This window comes from Cellvibrio zantedeschiae, assembly GCF_014652535.1.
Classification (GTDB): domain Bacteria; phylum Pseudomonadota; class Gammaproteobacteria; order Pseudomonadales; family Cellvibrionaceae; genus Cellvibrio; species Cellvibrio zantedeschiae.
This window is the reverse complement of record NZ_BMYZ01000001.1, coordinates 2,192,352-2,207,011: the sequence shown is the minus strand read 5'-3', so window position 1 is coordinate 2,207,011 and position 14,660 is coordinate 2,192,352. Positions and strand designations below refer to the sequence as shown.

11 protein-coding genes are annotated in these 14,660 nt (G+C 43.9%); 5 read left to right on the top strand and 6 right to left on the bottom strand.

Annotated features, from left to right (window positions below):
• Window positions 1-6 precede the first annotated feature (6 nt).
• Window positions 7-1,464, top strand: a complete 1,458-nt coding sequence (locus tag IE104_RS09770; RefSeq protein WP_189417865.1) for a winged helix-turn-helix domain-containing protein — start codon at window positions 7-9, stop codon at window positions 1,462-1,464.
• A 108-nt stretch (window positions 1,465-1,572) separates the two neighbouring features.
• Window positions 1,573-2,898, top strand: a complete 1,326-nt coding sequence (locus IE104_RS09765; RefSeq protein WP_189417864.1) for an outer membrane protein assembly factor BamB family protein — start codon at window positions 1,573-1,575, stop codon at window positions 2,896-2,898.
• On the opposite strand, the gene IE104_RS09760 is transcribed toward IE104_RS09765, so the two are convergent.
• From IE104_RS09760 to IE104_RS09745, 4 genes are read right to left on the bottom strand one after another with little or no spacing between them, the layout of a single operon-like run.
• On the bottom strand, window positions 2,895-3,476 hold the full coding sequence (locus tag IE104_RS09760; RefSeq protein ID WP_189417863.1) for a PqiC family protein: 582 nt from the start codon (window positions 3,474-3,476) through the stop codon (window positions 2,895-2,897). The two genes, IE104_RS09765 and IE104_RS09760, sit on opposite strands and share 4 nt — an antisense overlap.
• A 2-nt stretch (window positions 3,477-3,478) precedes the next feature.
• On the bottom strand, window positions 3,479-4,459 hold the full coding sequence (locus IE104_RS09755) for an MlaD family protein (RefSeq protein WP_189417861.1): 981 nt from the start codon (window positions 4,457-4,459) through the stop codon (window positions 3,479-3,481).
• Window positions 4,456-5,268, bottom strand: a complete 813-nt coding sequence (locus IE104_RS09750) for an ABC transporter ATP-binding protein (protein ID WP_189417859.1) — start codon at window positions 5,266-5,268, stop codon at window positions 4,456-4,458. Before IE104_RS09750 ends, IE104_RS09755 begins: the two co-directional genes overlap by 4 nt.
• A gap of 2 nt (window positions 5,269-5,270) precedes the next feature.
• A complete protein-coding gene (locus tag IE104_RS09745; RefSeq protein ID WP_189417858.1) occupies window positions 5,271-6,383 on the bottom strand; it encodes an MlaE family ABC transporter permease in 1,113 nt (370 codons plus the stop codon).
• Between the two features lie 462 nt (window positions 6,384-6,845).
• Here IE104_RS09745 and IE104_RS09740 point away from each other — a divergent pair, with 462 nt between their 5' ends.
• Window positions 6,846-9,104, top strand: coding sequence for a glycoside hydrolase family 16 protein (locus IE104_RS09740; protein ID WP_189417856.1), 2,259 nt, complete (start codon window positions 6,846-6,848; stop codon window positions 9,102-9,104).
• Between the two features lie 99 nt (window positions 9,105-9,203).
• Here the strand turns inward: IE104_RS09740 and IE104_RS09735 are convergent, their stop codons facing one another.
• The gene (locus tag IE104_RS09735; RefSeq protein WP_189417855.1) at window positions 9,204-10,199 is read right to left on the bottom strand and encodes an LLM class flavin-dependent oxidoreductase; all 996 of its coding nucleotides are present in this window, start codon (window positions 10,197-10,199) and stop codon (window positions 9,204-9,206) included.
• A gap of 139 nt (window positions 10,200-10,338) precedes the next feature.
• Window positions 10,339-10,686 carry a RidA family protein gene (locus IE104_RS09730; protein ID WP_189417853.1) on the bottom strand — a complete coding sequence of 116 codons (348 nt, stop codon included), beginning with the start codon at window positions 10,684-10,686 and terminating at the stop codon, window positions 10,339-10,341.
• Window positions 10,687-10,753: 67 nt separating this feature from the next.
• On the opposite strand from IE104_RS09730, the gene IE104_RS09725 reads away from it, so the two are divergent.
• Together IE104_RS09725 and IE104_RS09720 are read left to right on the top strand one after the other, a co-directional pair.
• Window positions 10,754-11,770: a nucleoid-associated protein gene (locus tag IE104_RS09725; protein WP_189417852.1), complete on the top strand. Its 1,017-nt coding sequence runs from the start codon at window positions 10,754-10,756 to the stop codon at window positions 11,768-11,770.
• A gap of 201 nt (window positions 11,771-11,971) precedes the next feature.
• Window positions 11,972-14,560, top strand: coding sequence for a glycoside hydrolase family 3 protein (locus IE104_RS09720; protein ID WP_189417850.1), 2,589 nt, complete (start codon window positions 11,972-11,974; stop codon window positions 14,558-14,560).
• The last annotated feature ends 100 nt before the right edge of the window (window positions 14,561-14,660 follow it).

Here is a 14,660-nt window from a genome sequence, read left to right as displayed (position 1 = left end):
CGCTCTATGTCTGAATCGGTTTCTCCAGCGCAGGCAGCAATTGTTTGCTACCAAATTGGCGACCACTTTGTTCTGAACACCCACGCCAATACACTCGCGCGCGACGATAAAGTAATCGAGCTGGAAGACAGGCTGGTTTTACTTCTGGTGTACTTTATTGAGCACGCCGGTGAAATTTTGCACAAGGATGTTTTGCTAAAGACTATTTGGCAAGGCAAGGTTGTCAATGAGGATAGTGTTGCTGTTGCCGTCAGCTATTTGCGCAAAGCGCTGGGCGATAGTTCGCGCGCTCCCATTTTCATTAAAACTATTCAAGGCAAAGGCTACCAATTTATTGGTAAAGCCCAACCCGTCGCCGACGAGCCGGTGCAGGTTGTTGATAAAGTTATTCCCTCAAAGAAATATCTCTTCCTCTCCGCTTTTGTTGCATCCTTGGTGTTCCTGCTGCTTGTAGCATATGGGATTAAAAAAATATCTTCAGTTTCTGCAACGTCAAAACCTGTTGTATCTGAGGAATGGCAAAAAGATTATCAAATCGCCAATAAATTACTGCAGCAATCTGATGCTGAAAGTCTTCGTGCAGCCATCAAACAATTCCGTACTATGCTCACAACCCACGGCGAATCTGCGCAGGTTTATTTGGGTATTGCGGATGCCAAAACCCGCTTGTTAAATGAGAGGGTTACCTTAAAAGAAAATTGCGTAGAAATTATTGATCTCGCGCAAAAAGCTTTATCGCTGGAACCCAACTTATCGGCAGCACACAAGACCGCGGCCAATATGGCATTTTGGTGTAAGCGTGACCAAACCTATGCTGAGCAACATTATTTGCAAGCTATAAAGCTGGATCCTAATGATGATTCGGCCTTGATGAATTACGCACAATTATTATTAGCGCAAAAGCGCTTTGATGAATCCCTCGCAAAAGTTGAAGAAGCTCGACGCTTAAAACCTATCAACTATTCCGTACCTAATGTGGTTTGGATTTACCAAATGCAGGGTAGGGATGATTTGGCGCAACGCGAGTTGAACCGTATATTGACGACTGAGCCAGAAGATCGCTATTACCATATTTCTGCTAAGCGCATTTATGAACGCATGGGTGATGAAAGTAAAACCTTCGAACAATGGCTGTGGTTAATGCGCGATGGCGGATTTTCTGCAATCGATTTGGAGCGCGTGCAAAAAGTATTTAGAAGTGGTGGTTTGGTGGCTGTTAACCGATGGTTGGTCGCGCAAAAAGTGAGCGCAGAACTTGGTGATTATTCGCCACCTTTAGCATGGGGGCGCTATGCCTTGATTGCTAAAGATTACGATGCAGCTTTGGATTTTCTGGAAGCGGCTTTTGAACAACGGCAACCTGCCTTGCTTTGGGCAGATGTTGATTCTGCTTATGATCCTGTTCGCAACACCCCGCGCTTTAAAAAACTGCTGGAGCGTATAGCGCAAGTCGAGACTTATTAGTTGTTTCTGCAGGTTAAGCGCTACCCATAATAAACCTTAAGCATCATTAAGGTGTTTTTCCGACAATCTCTTATTAGGCTCAAGCTTTCATTTTATGAGGGCAGGGCAATGCGTAAAAAAATTCCCGTAGTTTTATTTCTAATGTCGTTCAGCTTAATTTTTAGCAGTGGTAGTTCACTTGCGAGTGATTGGCCAATGTTTATGGGCAACAACGCTCATAGCGGAAATGCCGAAAGCAAAAATCCAGCCGTACAAAAACTTAAGCTCGCGTGGCAATACGATTTCTACAGCCAAGTTGTGGCATCACCGGTTGTAGTGGGCCAGCAGCTTTTAGTTGCTGCTGAAAACGGCAACCTTTATTCGGTGGATATGAAAACGCATAAGCCGCAATGGATTTTTCATGCGCAGGGCGCTATAAGTTCGACACCTGCTGTCGCCAATGGAGTTGTGTATTTTTTAAGTCGTGATGGCAACTTTTACGCAATTAGTTTGAGCGATGGCAGTTTGCTGTGGCGTTTTGCAACCTTGGGTGAACACCATTTTTCTGCCCATGGTATGTATGGCTGGCCGCTAAATTCTGTACCGGTAATTGATCCTTGGGATTTCTATTTGTCTTCACCCCTGGTGGAGAATGGCAAAGTTTATTTTGGCAGTAGCGATGAACATGTGTATGCACTTGATGCCAAAACAGGCGCCTTGCAATGGCGATTTAAAACCGGCGGAGTTGTGCATTCATCTCCTGCCTTTGCCGATAATAAAATTATTGTGGGGAGTTGGGATTCAGCGATTTACGCGCTGGATGCAAATTCGGGTAAAGAAATATGGCGGTACCAGGGCAAAAGCGACCATCAGCAAAGCATCATGTTGGGTGTACAGGCATCGTCCAGCGTTGATAAAAATTCCGTTTATGTAGGTTCACGCGATGGACATTTTTACGCGCTTGATTTGCATAATGGAAACTTGCGTTGGTCTTATAACGCTCAGGGCTCGTGGGTCTTGAGTACGGCAGCTGTTGATGATGAAAATGTTTATTTGGGTACATCTGATACGGGTTTATTTTTATCGCTCGATAAAACTACAGGTAAAGAGCGCAATCGTTTTTCTACACGCAATTGGACTTATACATCTCCCATATTAATTGCGAATACTTATCTCGCGTTTGGCACCATGACCGGTGAGTTTTTTATTATTGATAAGCACTCCGCTAAACAGCAATGGCATTTTCAAACGGCGGAGAGCAAAGCCGACGAGTTTTCCATTATAGATCCTGCAACCAAGCAACTTAACGCACAGAAATTGTTTGCCAAACCGGAAGCCTTGCATTCTGCCTTGGAGCAAGTGAAGCGGTTGGGAGCTTTTGTTGCTTCACCTGTCTGGGTTAATGAACAATTAATTATTGTAGATGCGAATGGGCATTTAAAAGTGTTCAATTAAGGGTTTTGGTTTAGTGCTTCATCCATTTCTTTTGACAATTCTGCAAGCAGTTGACTGTATGCATAAGCCAAACCTTTTGCACCTGATTCAGCAGGGATGCTGCGCAAAAAATTGCGGCGTAAAATGGATTTTTTAGCGTCGTTATCAATTAGCTCCCAGGTTGCATTGATATTGGCATTTTTGCCTGTGCGAGAAAGTGTATCTACATGTAAACGAAGGCTGTAATGAGGTTTGCTGTCGCTGCGCCAGGGGAAATTAACAAAGCTTCGCCCGTTGTTGAGCTGGGTTAAATTGAGCGAAACAACCCGCGCTATGCTTTTATCCAATGGCTCGGCCCAATAAGCGTTATCAGACATGGTCAGGGTGTTGTCCGACTGGTTATCGATAATTTGCGAGCTCGTTAAATATTCCGCAATATCAACAGGGCCAATGCCAATCAATTGTGAAGACACATTGCTGCTTGTTTGCGTTACAGTTTTTTCACTAATGGGTGACAGATAAAAATAATTCTTTTTTGGCGAATGTTGGCACGCCAGTAGTAAGGTACATAGACAGCTGATGAATAGAAATCTGCTCATAACTATTTATCCTTGTTGGGATTGGTTTTGCCGCGTATCAGGGCTTCGGGTTGCTGTTCCAGGGTTTCAGTCAGGTTGCGAAATGCTTGGGCTGATCGACTTATATCGTTCAACGTGGTATTCAGTTGATTAACCAACGGAGAATTTTCGGAAAGGGTACCGTCGATAGATGCTGCTGTTTTGTTTACCTGCTCAAGGCTGTAGCTTAGCTCTTGCAAACTTTTGTTAATGCCTTTTGCTATCTCTGGTGTTTGTTTGTTTAACTCTGCTAACAACTTATCGATTTCCGCACGGGTTTTTTCTACATTTTGGCTGAGCTGTGTTATCTGCAAATTGGCATTGTTTGAAGTTTTTTCAATTGAAACTGCAGCTTTATTAATATTCTTAATCGTGGTTTGTATTTCACCGCTTTTGACAATGTTATTCAATTCTATTGCAAATTCATCAATATGCCGCGCTATGCCTTTGATATCCATTTCAGCAAAACTTTTTGAAAGTTCTTCAAATTGCGTGGCAACCGTGGGTAGCTCGCGATAATCATGTTGAAGCCCGTAGAGTTTTACAGGCGTGTCCGGGTAAAAATCCAGCTCTACATACAGCAATCCTGTTAAAAAGCTTTGGAAGTTTAATTGTGCGCGCAAGCCGTTCTTGATCGCCTCATCAAAAAACTCGCTGGTAATACGGGCACCTTTGCTATTAATACGCTTAATAACCAAGTCAGCAGTAACCGCATTGACAATAGTTTTGTTGTCGTTTTGAAAGTTAATTTGAATGTCGGTGATTTGCCCTAACTCAACGCCTTTGAGTTTTACGGGCGCGCCTACTTGTAAACCCTGTACTGAGCCTTCGAAATACATGATTACTTTTTCTTTCTCAGAAAAGTATTTTCCGCCGGAAAAGAATAGTAGGGCAACAAAAATTAAGACGAGGGCACCAACAATAAAAGCGCCTATTGCAAACGAAGTGTTTTTTGAGTTGCTCATAATGTTTGTTCTGCCTGGTTGTTACTTTCTGCGCGGCTTAAAAATTGACGAACCTTGTCTTCTTTACTGCTGTGTAATAAAACTTTTGGGTCGCCACTGTCGAGCATGGTTTTAGCTTGTGCATCCAGAAAAATACAATTAGTGCCGATGGATAAAATGCTTGGCAGCTCATGGGAAACAATAATGACGGTTGAGTCGAGCGCTTGGCACACCTGCAAAATTAATTGATCAAGGCGCAACGAACTAATCGGATCAAGCCCTGCGGAAGGTTCATCAAAAAATAATAATTGCGGGTCTAATGCTATGGCGCGAGCCAATCCTGCGCGCTTGTGCATTCCGCCGCTGATTTCAGATGGATAAAATTCTTCAAACCCTGCTAAGCCCACCAGTGCCAGTTTGTAAGAAACGGTTTCAGCGATTTGTTTTTCGCTAAGATCTGTATAAAGCTGTAAAGGCAGGGCAACGTTTTCTGCCAAGCTCATGCTGGAAAACAAAGCACCCGATTGAAAAGTTATGCCCCAACTTTTTAATAATTCGAGCTGCGTTTTCTCGTCAGACTGGTAATAATTTTTTCCGCGATAAAGTACTTCACCCTTGGGGGGAGGCAGCAAACCAATCATACTTTTCAGTAAAGTCGTTTTACCGCACCCACTGCCGCCTATGATGAAAAAAATATCGTTTTTATTGACGGTGAAGTTTAAATTTTGTTGTACGACGCGTTCACCGTAACCAATGCTTACATCCCTGGCTTTGATAAATTCAGCATTTTCATTCTTGTCTTCGGTGCGAGCTGGGCGTTGGGTATCCATGATTAAATCCCCAATTTGTCATAAAGAATATTAAAAGCGGCATCGGCCACGACTAAATAAACAATTGCTCGCACTACTGCATTGGTTGCCGCCATGCCCACAGCATTGGAGTTGCGGCCACACTGTAAACCCGCCTGGCAACCGGCGATTGCAATTAGCACACCGAAAAATATGCTTTTCACTATGCCGGTTGAGATATCCACCCAATCTACGGCGTCCTGGGTTTGTAAAACATATTGGGTGAAGCTCACATCCATATTGACGGCGGTGAGCGCGCCGCCGGCCATTCCAATAATGTCGGCGTAAATACACAGTAAGGGCATAACAAAAATAAGTGCGAGCATGCGGGGCAATACTAAAAACTCTACGCTGGGAATTCCCATAACCTTTAACGCGTCGATTTCATCGTTTACCTGCATGGTTCCCAATTGTGCTGCGTAAGCCGCTCCCGTGCGGCCTGCCATAATGACGGCGGTCATGAGTGCGCCCATCTCACGCACCATGCCAAGCGACACTAAATTGGCTACATACACCTGCGCGCCCAACTGACGCAATTGCACGGAGCCCAGGTAGGCGAGGATCATTCCGACGAGCACGCTGATGAGTGTCACAATGGCTAAGGCTTTGGGGCCCGCTTGCTGGATAAAATAAAAAATATCGCTGCGACGGGTTTTTGCTCCGCCACGTACCCAATTCATTAATGCCAGGCTGGTTTCGCCCACAAAGGTCAATGTCATGCGAACTTCTTGCCCTATGGCTGTAAGACCGTTGTAGACAATTTCATGGAGAGAGCGGGGCTTGTTTTCACTGGCGTTTTCATAAGCCGGGACATCAATCGCCAACCTTAGGAGCTGTTGTAAGCCCTGGGGCGCTGATTCGATGTTGAAGTTAATCTTTTTGTCTTTGCTCCACCGCATAACTTGCAGCAGGCTTATGGCAAGGCTCGAATCCCAATGGCCGAGTTGGGTAGTAACAAGATCTATATCTGTTGTATTTGCAGGAATGCTCGCTGTCACGGCTGTGCCATCGGGAGCTTTACCCAAACGCCAATCCCCACTCACTATAAGGTTGCAGTGTTGATCATGGGGTTCTATATGAAAACTGGCCTCGGTCATCTTTTCCCTGCTGGTTGTCTTGCTTCATGTAATTGAGTGCGAATTAGACAAAGTATTCCGTAGAGTAAGTGCGCTTAAATCATTTTACTGTTCGGCAACTAACCTAATCATCTGATCATAGGCCGTTTGTTTTCCCCACGTAAATCCATCTTTTATCCTTCTGCAAATTTAATGATCTGTATTTGAGTTAAATCAGATCAAAATCCTTTCCCAGTAATGCATTTGCGTATCCCACTTTGCGGCTTTTCAGGCGGGACGGTTCACTTTGCGGCGATTAGTCAACATGGGACGACACCTGAAAGCTGCCGTGGAACTATGATCGCGCAATAGCTATGTATGGGTTCTATTTATAGATTCTATGGCTATGTGAAAGGCAAAAATGAGTCATAGCACTAATGGAGTAAGGTTCTGGCTTTCAACTATCCCAAGTAATAATAACGTTAAAGTTGAGGGTAAATTTTCATGCACATGCTCGATAAAAATAAATTCATTTCAAAAGCAAGGCTCGCGTTAACTGCGGCGATCATCGCGCTCTCAGGCGCCCAAGCTATAGCTGATGTACTCAATCCTACAATCGGCAATCTTCTGTACGAAGAAAATTTTAATACGCTGGATACCAGTGTTTGGAATCTCGTTGATGGTGATGGTTGCGAAATTGGCCTCTGTGGCTGGGGCAACCAGGAATTGGAATATTACAGCCCCAACAACTTGAGCATCGTTAGTGTTCCTTTCGAGCCTGCAACTAAAGCCCTGGCGATTCAAGCGCGTCGCGAAACCAAAGGCACACATTCATTTACCTCCGGCAAAATTGATTCAGCTAATAAACTGCAAGTGAAATACGGCATGATCGAATTCCGTATGAGCACACCGCAAGTCGGTACTGGCTTATGGCCAGCGGGTTGGATGTTAGGTACCAGCCTTGCTACCTGGCCGTCAAAAGGTGAGTTGGACATTATGGAGATGGGCCACAGCGCAGCCGGTATGGCGAATGCAGGTTTGGCTGGCTCGGATATCAACAGCTATACCGCTTCTAACGCAATTTTTTATGCTGCTGCGGCCTGCAGTTCGGGTAATGCATCTTGCGCGGCGAGCACCGCTTGGCAAACCAAAAATGCTTATGTTGCCAGCACGCCATTAACAAATCGTTTTGTTAAATACCGTATGTATTGGACGGATTCGCAAATTCGCTTCACCGTTATTGATAACAACGTTGAACACGATATGTACACCAATCCAATTCCAATTACAGCAGAGTCCTCAGAATTTCAGGCTCCGTTCTACTTTTTATTTAACCTGGCAGTGGGTGGAGCATTTACAGATGCAGCGAACCCAAGCCAGGTAACTGCGCCGCTGCCGGGTACTATGTACATCGACTACATCCGTGTTTATCAATTGGATGGTAAAGGTGAAGTGAAGCTTGGCAGCCAAGTGAAACCAGAAACGGGAACATTTGGTGTATTTACTGACAGCAATTCTGTAACCAATAAGCAAGAAGCTGGTGTGACATCTGATATTTGGATTTGGAACACCACGTCCACCTCTGCGGGCACAATACCAGCATATGAAGGCAGCAATGTGATCGCTTGGAAATACGCTGCACCACAATGGTTTGGCGGTGGTATTGCATCAAGACAAGCTTACGATATGAGTAATTTTGTGAACGGCAATCTTAAATTCAGAATTAAAATACCTGCAAACGTGGGTTTCAAAGTTGGAATTTCAGATACCTATACCAATGAGAACTACGTAAATTTTCCTGCTAACACGACCACTTATGGTTTGGTTCGTACCGGTGATTGGGCGCAGGCCACTATTCCAATTTCTGCAATTCGTGGAATTAGCGCACTGCAATCCATGTCTTCGCTATTTAATATTGCAAGCATAGATCCACAACCTACTGCTAACTTTGAAATGGCGATTGATGATGTTGTGTGGGAATGCGGCAATAGCGCTGCTTGCCAGACTGTTGCATCTTCTTCATCTTCTGTTGTGAGCTCTTCCTCTAAATCCAGTGTGAAATCAAGCTCAAGCAGCAGTGTTGCTTCTTCAGTTGCAACCACTTCTTCGAAGAGTAGCTCTAGTGTTGCAAGTTCATCTTCATCATCAGTTGCTGCAACTAATGGCCACACCATTGTTTCATCAACTAGCGTGAATTTTTACGTGAACAATGCATCCTGGGCAGATATTCATTTCACAATTAATGGTGGTGCGCAACAAAATGTTCGTATGACGCACAACGCAAATAATTCAAATACCTATGCGTTAACGGGAATTCCTGTTGGAGCTGTAGTGCGTTATAGCTACACGGTTGGTCAAGCAGTGGGTGCGGTAGATACTGCGTGGGTACAATTCACTATGCCAGTAACAGTTAGTTCATCAAGCTCGAGCAAAAGTTCTGTGGCAAACAGTGTTGCAAGCACGTCAAGTTCTAGCAAAAGTTCAGTAGCAAGTAGCTCTTCAAGTTCAGCGGCTGCAGCTTATGGTTATACGAAAGTGACAACCACCAGCGTGAAATTTTATGCAAACAATTCACCTTGGGTTGATGTGCATTACACCGTAAATGGTGGCGCACAACAAAATGTTCGTATGACTCACAATGCTGATAATACTAACAATTTTACTGCGACGGGAATTCCTGTTGGTGCAACAGTTAGATACTTTTACACCATTGGTCAAAATGTGGGTGCGGTAGATACTGCATGGGCACAATTTACCATGTAACAAAAAATCTAGGTTACCTATAAATTTTTTATAGGTAACTCAGTATTTCGCTCGTTGTGATTATTTGCCCCTTCACCGGGGCTTTTTTTAAAGTGTAAGTTAATGGCTGTATTTTAGTGATGCTAATAATTCCAGCGCTTCAATACGTTTTTCAGGGTCATACAAATCGTTAGTAAACATAAATTCATTGATATTTAATTCGCTAACAAGTTTTTCCAATTTGGTTTTAATCTGTTCTGGCGTTCCCACCGCTGCCAAACCTAAAAAATCTTTTACGTGCAATTCTTCTTCAAAATTCCATAAGCCTTCCATAGAATCCACTGGTGGTTTTAACCAAAGTGGATGCCCACGCAACAACGCCAAAATTCGTTGGTGACTAGTGGTGGATAAATATTTTGCTTCGTCTTCGGTTTCGGCAACAATAATTGGCATGCCTAACATTACGTAAGGTTTATCTAAATTTTCTGAGGGTTGAAATTGTGTTTGATAAATTCGTACAGCTTCACGCATTAATCGCGGCGCAAAATGTCCCGCAAATGCATAAGGTAAACCACGTTTAGCGGCGAGTTGTGCGCTAAATAAACTGGAGCCCAATAACCAAATTGGCACTTGAGTTCCTGCACCGGGAATTGCTTTTAAACTTTGGCCCTGCGCAAGTGGTGCTAATAATTGTTGTAGCAAACTAACTTCTGTTGGAAATTGATCAGCGGCTAAATTGTCGCGACGCAAGGCGCGGCTGGTAATTGGATCAGTGCCCGGAGCGCGACCTAAACCTAAATCAATTCGATCTGGGTACAAACAGGCGAGTGTTCCGAATTGTTCTGCGATAACTAATGGTGGATGGTTCGGCAGCATAATTCCGCCCGAACCCACGCGAATGGTTTTTGTTCCGCCAGCGATATGCCCAATTAATACGGCCGTTGCAGAGCTGGCGATACCTTCCATGTTGTGATGTTCAGCTAACCAAAAACGCTTAAATCCTAATTTTTCAGCAGCTTGCGCATAGCAAAGTGAATTTGCCAAGGTTTCGCTAATGCTGCTTCCTTCACGAACAGATGCTAATTCGAGCAGTGAAAAAGGAATGTTTTTTAGCATGATAAGAGTCTCTTAAGTTCGCGGCATTACAGCTGCCAGGTTAATCAACTCTTAGTAGGGGTGTTACAGGGCTTTTCAAGTTGATGCTAATCACAGGTGACATTTGCCATATTATTAATACCCGGCTTTTCGAATCGTGTTAATCAACTGCTGCCACAAATGCAATTTCAACTAACATAGTTGGATCCAGTAAATTTACTAAAATGCAAGCACGTGAAGGAGCACTTCCTGTTGGCAACCATGCTTCCCATAAAGTATTAAATGCCGCCGCATTTCTAGCATCGGTTAAATAGATAGTTGCGGAAAGTAAGCGGGACTTGTTACTGCCAATAGCGGCGAGTGTTGCCTCGGCTTGCGTAAAAATTTGGTTTGTTTGGCTGGTTATATCTTGCCCAGTATCAGCCGCTACTTCTACAAAATGGGCTATGCCGTTGAAAATAGTGGCGTCAGACCAACGGGGAGTAGTGTTTAAGCGTTTAATATTCATAATAATACCTGTGTTAAACTTCGAATCCTAAATATTCACTCATATTACAACATTCAGAACTTTTCTTATGGCTTTTACCAGCATCATTGCGCACCGTATCCAACGATTACAACCCACCCAATCTGCACAATTGCAGTTGCGTACCAATGTGTTTGATTCCAATGGCAAGCTGGATGAATTGGGTTACGAATTGAAAGTTAATTTTATTCGTAAGGGCGGAAAGTTTTATGGACGTTTTTCTGCTGAGACAGTGGAGTTTCCCTTTTCATCCTGGCTAAAGGAATGTCGCGAAGAGCGTTTAAGTTTTGAGAGCTTTACCCATAAAGCAATGCAACATTTTGCTAATGCGTTAGAAAAAACGGAAACTATCCTGGATGCTTGCGTATTTTTTCTAATCGAAAAAATTGAAGCGGGTGAATTGCTCTATGTATTTGTGGTTGAGCATACCAATGCAATTTATCTTGATGGCGAGCTTGCAATTGGAGACAGTCGCTTTTTGAATTCTTCCCAATTCGGATTAGCTGCAAAAATCAATATGCAAGATTGGAATGCGGGTGAATCGGTAACCTATGTGGCGATTTTGCGGGAGCGTGGTGAAAAAGACTTATCAGATGCGTTTACAGACTTTATTGGCTTTAGCGATAAGCATGATGTGAAGAGTGATACGGTCGAATTTTTAAAAATAGTGGACAACTTTACCGAATCGCTGGATGAAGGCACTGCGAAGTTGACCCGCAATAAAGTGGTGGATTATTGCCTTGAACAAAACAAGGCAGGCAAGAGTGTGGTGATTAAGGATCTTTCAAATTCCTTATCTGAGGAATTGAAAACCTACGAGCCAGATCATTTTTCTCGCTATGTTGCATCAACACAAGATCACATCAAGGCAGAATTTATTCCCGATACCAGTCAAGTGCGAAGTTATGCAAGAATTAGTGGTCGAAATGACTCACTCAGCATGAGTTTTGATGCAGATTGTCTTGGTAATAACATTCATTATGATGCTGCGAGTGATAGCTTAATTATCAAGAATTTACCCCCTGCCTTAAAAGCACGTTTATTGAAGCATTTAAGCTCACAATAAATCGTTAAAAATCCCTTAAAAACAGCCAGAAAACTGACTTTTTTCACATTTTTGGCAGCATGTTGGCTGCCAGCCTTTTTTTACTCGATTTTAACGTATAAAAACGTAAAGTTAATTCGCGTTTTGCGCCATAAATGCTACATTTTATAGGCTAATTTTGTTTTACAAATCTCCATTGATGTTTCCAAAAAGGCTCCCCTTATGAACAATAAATCAATTATGCGTTCGCTGGTTTCTGGAGCGGTGTTATTGTCGTTAATATCCGCATGTGATTCCAAAAAAACCGAAGCGCCCGCAACCGCTGCAACTCCTCCTGCAAGTGTACCGGCCAAAGTTGAATGGCCTGCAATTACCAGTGCAGTTAAAAAAGACCCGGCTGTTGAAGCGCGCATTACCGAGCTAATGAGCCGCATGACGCTGGAAGAAAAAATTGGCCAGTTAATTCAGCCAGAAATTAAATTCCTCACTCCAGAAGACATTAAGCAATATCACGTTGGTTCTGTGCTTAATGGTGGTGGTAGTACCCCAGGCAGTAATAAATACGCCACTATGCAAGATTGGATAAAACTGGCGGATAGTTTTTATAACGCCTCAGTTGATAAATCTAACGGTCGTATCGGCATCCCAATTATGTGGGGTACAGATGCGGTACACGGTTTGGGTAACGTAGTGGGTGCCACTTTGTTTCCACACAATATTGGTTTGGGTGCGACTAACAATCCAGAATTGTTAAAGCAAATTGGTTGGGCGACAGCTCGCGAAATTGCTGTGACAGGTTTGGATTGGGATTTCTCTCCAACAGTTGCCGTAGCGCGTGATGATCGTTGGGGACGTACTTACGAATCCTGGTCAGAAGATCCGCAAATCGTACGTTCGTTTGCAGGCAAAATGGTTGAAGGCTTGCAAGGCGAGGGCGGTGCAAAAGATTTTTTAAATAACGATCATGTGATCGCAACGTCAAAACATTTTATTGGCGATGGCGGCACCCTAAATGGTGTTGACCGCGGGCCGACCCAAGGTGACGAAGCTTTCGTGCGTGATATTCACGGCGCAGGTTATTTCAGTGCAATTGAATCCGGTGTACAAGTGGTCATGGCATCATTCACTAGCTGGGATGGTACGCGCATGCACGGTCACAAACATTTGTTGACCGATGTGCTTAAAGGCCAAATGGGTTTCGATGGTTTAGTGGTTGGCGACTGGAGTGGTCACAGTTTTATTCCAGGTTGTACAGCAGTAAATTGTTCGGCTTCGTTAATGGCGGGTCTGGATATTTACATGGTGCCAGAACCTAACTGGAAAGATCTCTATAACAATTTGTTAGCACAAGCGAAATCTGGCGAAGTAACTGCAGAGCGTTTGGATGATGCAGTGCGTCGTATTTTACGTGTAAAAATTCGCGCAGGATTATTTGAAAAGGGTGCGCCTTCTACCCGTTCTTTAGCGGGCAAAAAAGAAGTTTTGGGTGCGCCAGAGCATCGTGCAGTTGCGCGTCAGGCTGTGCGTGAATCTTTGGTGTTGTTGAAAAACAAAAATAATCTTTTACCACTCGCACCAAAACAAAAAGTATTGGTTGCGGGCGATGGTGCAGACAATATTGGTAAACAAGCGGGTGGCTGGTCTGTAACATGGCAGGGCACAGGTAATGTTAATTCTGATTTCCCCGGTGCAACCTCTATTTTTGCCGGTATTAATCAAGCAGTAACTGCTGCTGGTGGCAAGGCAACCTTAAGTGTTGATGGTTCGTTCAAAGATAAACCTGATGTTGCGATTGTTGTGTTCGGTGAAGACCCTTACGCAGAAATGCAAGGCGATGTTGGTAGCATGGCTTATAAACCTCGCTCAACTGCTGATTGGGATCTGCTGAAAAAATTGCGTAGCCAGGGTATTCCGGTGGTGTCTTTGTTTATCACTGGCCGCCCACTTTGGGTGAACCGTGAAATTAATGCGTCTGATGCTTTTGTTTCTATTTGGCAGCCAGGTACTGAAGGTGCAGGTATTGCGGATGTAATCTTTAAGAAAGCAGATGGCTCAATTAATTACGATATGAAAGGTCGTTTGAGTTTCTCCTGGCCAAAACTGCCCGACCAAACTCCGTTGAATCGCGGCGATAAAAATTACGATCCACTTTTCGCTTACGGTTACGGCATGAGTTACGCCGATAAAAATACTTTGGGTGATGATCTCTCTGAAGAAGGACCAAAAGCAGCCGAAGCTTTAGCTGAGATGGAAATTTTCAACCGTCGTCCAATTGATCCCTGGCAGTTAGAAATTATTGGTTTCCAAAATGATGTTGTGCCAATGAACAGCAACACTGTTAAAGCATCATCATTAACCATTCAAGCCGTTGACCGCGAAGTGCAAGAAGATGCGCGTCGTGTGCAATGGAACGGTGCTGGTAATGGTCAGGTAGCTTTGTCGGTAGGTAACCGTCAAGACTTTATCAATTATGTGAAGACAGATTCTGCACTGGTATTTGATATCAAAGTTGACGCAGCGCCAAGCGCAACAACCTTCCTGCGTTTGGGTTGTGGTTCTTACTGTGCCTCTGATATTGACCTGACCGAGAACTTTAAAGGTGCTACCGGCAAAGGCTGGCAAACGCTGACTGTTCCGCTGAGCTGCTACCCCAACTCAGGCGCGAACTTTGGTGTGGCACAACCACCAAGCGAGTTCTGGACGCAAGTATTGCAACCATTCTCCCTGATTACCAAGGGCACTTTGGATGTAACTTTTGCCAAGGTTCGTGTGGTGAAAGGTGCGGGTAAAGGTGTAGCTTGCCCTAAATAATTGCTTTAAGACTTGAAATGAATCCCCGCCGGTTTGCGCCTGCGGGGATTTTTTTTGGCTTTTTTGAGAGTCCATGTGTTTAAATATGTAATATTTATCG

Bases quoted from the DNA above. Each gene is read 5' to 3' on its own strand.
- IE104_RS09770 (WP_189417865.1), top strand. From the start codon at position 7: ATGTCTGAATCGGTTTCTCCAGCGCAGGCAGCAATTGTTTGCTACCAA.
- IE104_RS09765 (WP_189417864.1), top strand. From the start codon at position 1,573: ATGCGTAAAAAAATTCCCGTAGTTTTATTTCTAATGTCGTTCAGCTTA.
- IE104_RS09760 (WP_189417863.1), bottom strand. From the start codon at position 3,476: ATGAGCAGATTTCTATTCATCAGCTGTCTATGTACCTTACTACTGGCG.
- IE104_RS09755 (WP_189417861.1), bottom strand. From the start codon at position 4,459: ATGAGCAACTCAAAAAACACTTCGTTTGCAATAGGCGCTTTTATTGTT.
- IE104_RS09750 (WP_189417859.1), bottom strand. From the start codon at position 5,268: ATGGATACCCAACGCCCAGCTCGCACCGAAGACAAGAATGAAAATGCT.
- IE104_RS09745 (WP_189417858.1), bottom strand. From the start codon at position 6,383: ATGACCGAGGCCAGTTTTCATATAGAACCCCATGATCAACACTGCAAC.
- IE104_RS09740 (WP_189417856.1), top strand. From the start codon at position 6,846: ATGCACATGCTCGATAAAAATAAATTCATTTCAAAAGCAAGGCTCGCG.
- IE104_RS09735 (WP_189417855.1), bottom strand. From the start codon at position 10,199: ATGCTAAAAAACATTCCTTTTTCACTGCTCGAATTAGCATCTGTTCGT.
- IE104_RS09730 (WP_189417853.1), bottom strand. From the start codon at position 10,686: ATGAATATTAAACGCTTAAACACTACTCCCCGTTGGTCTGACGCCACT.
- IE104_RS09725 (WP_189417852.1), top strand. From the start codon at position 10,754: ATGGCTTTTACCAGCATCATTGCGCACCGTATCCAACGATTACAACCC.
- IE104_RS09720 (WP_189417850.1), top strand. From the start codon at position 11,972: ATGAACAATAAATCAATTATGCGTTCGCTGGTTTCTGGAGCGGTGTTA.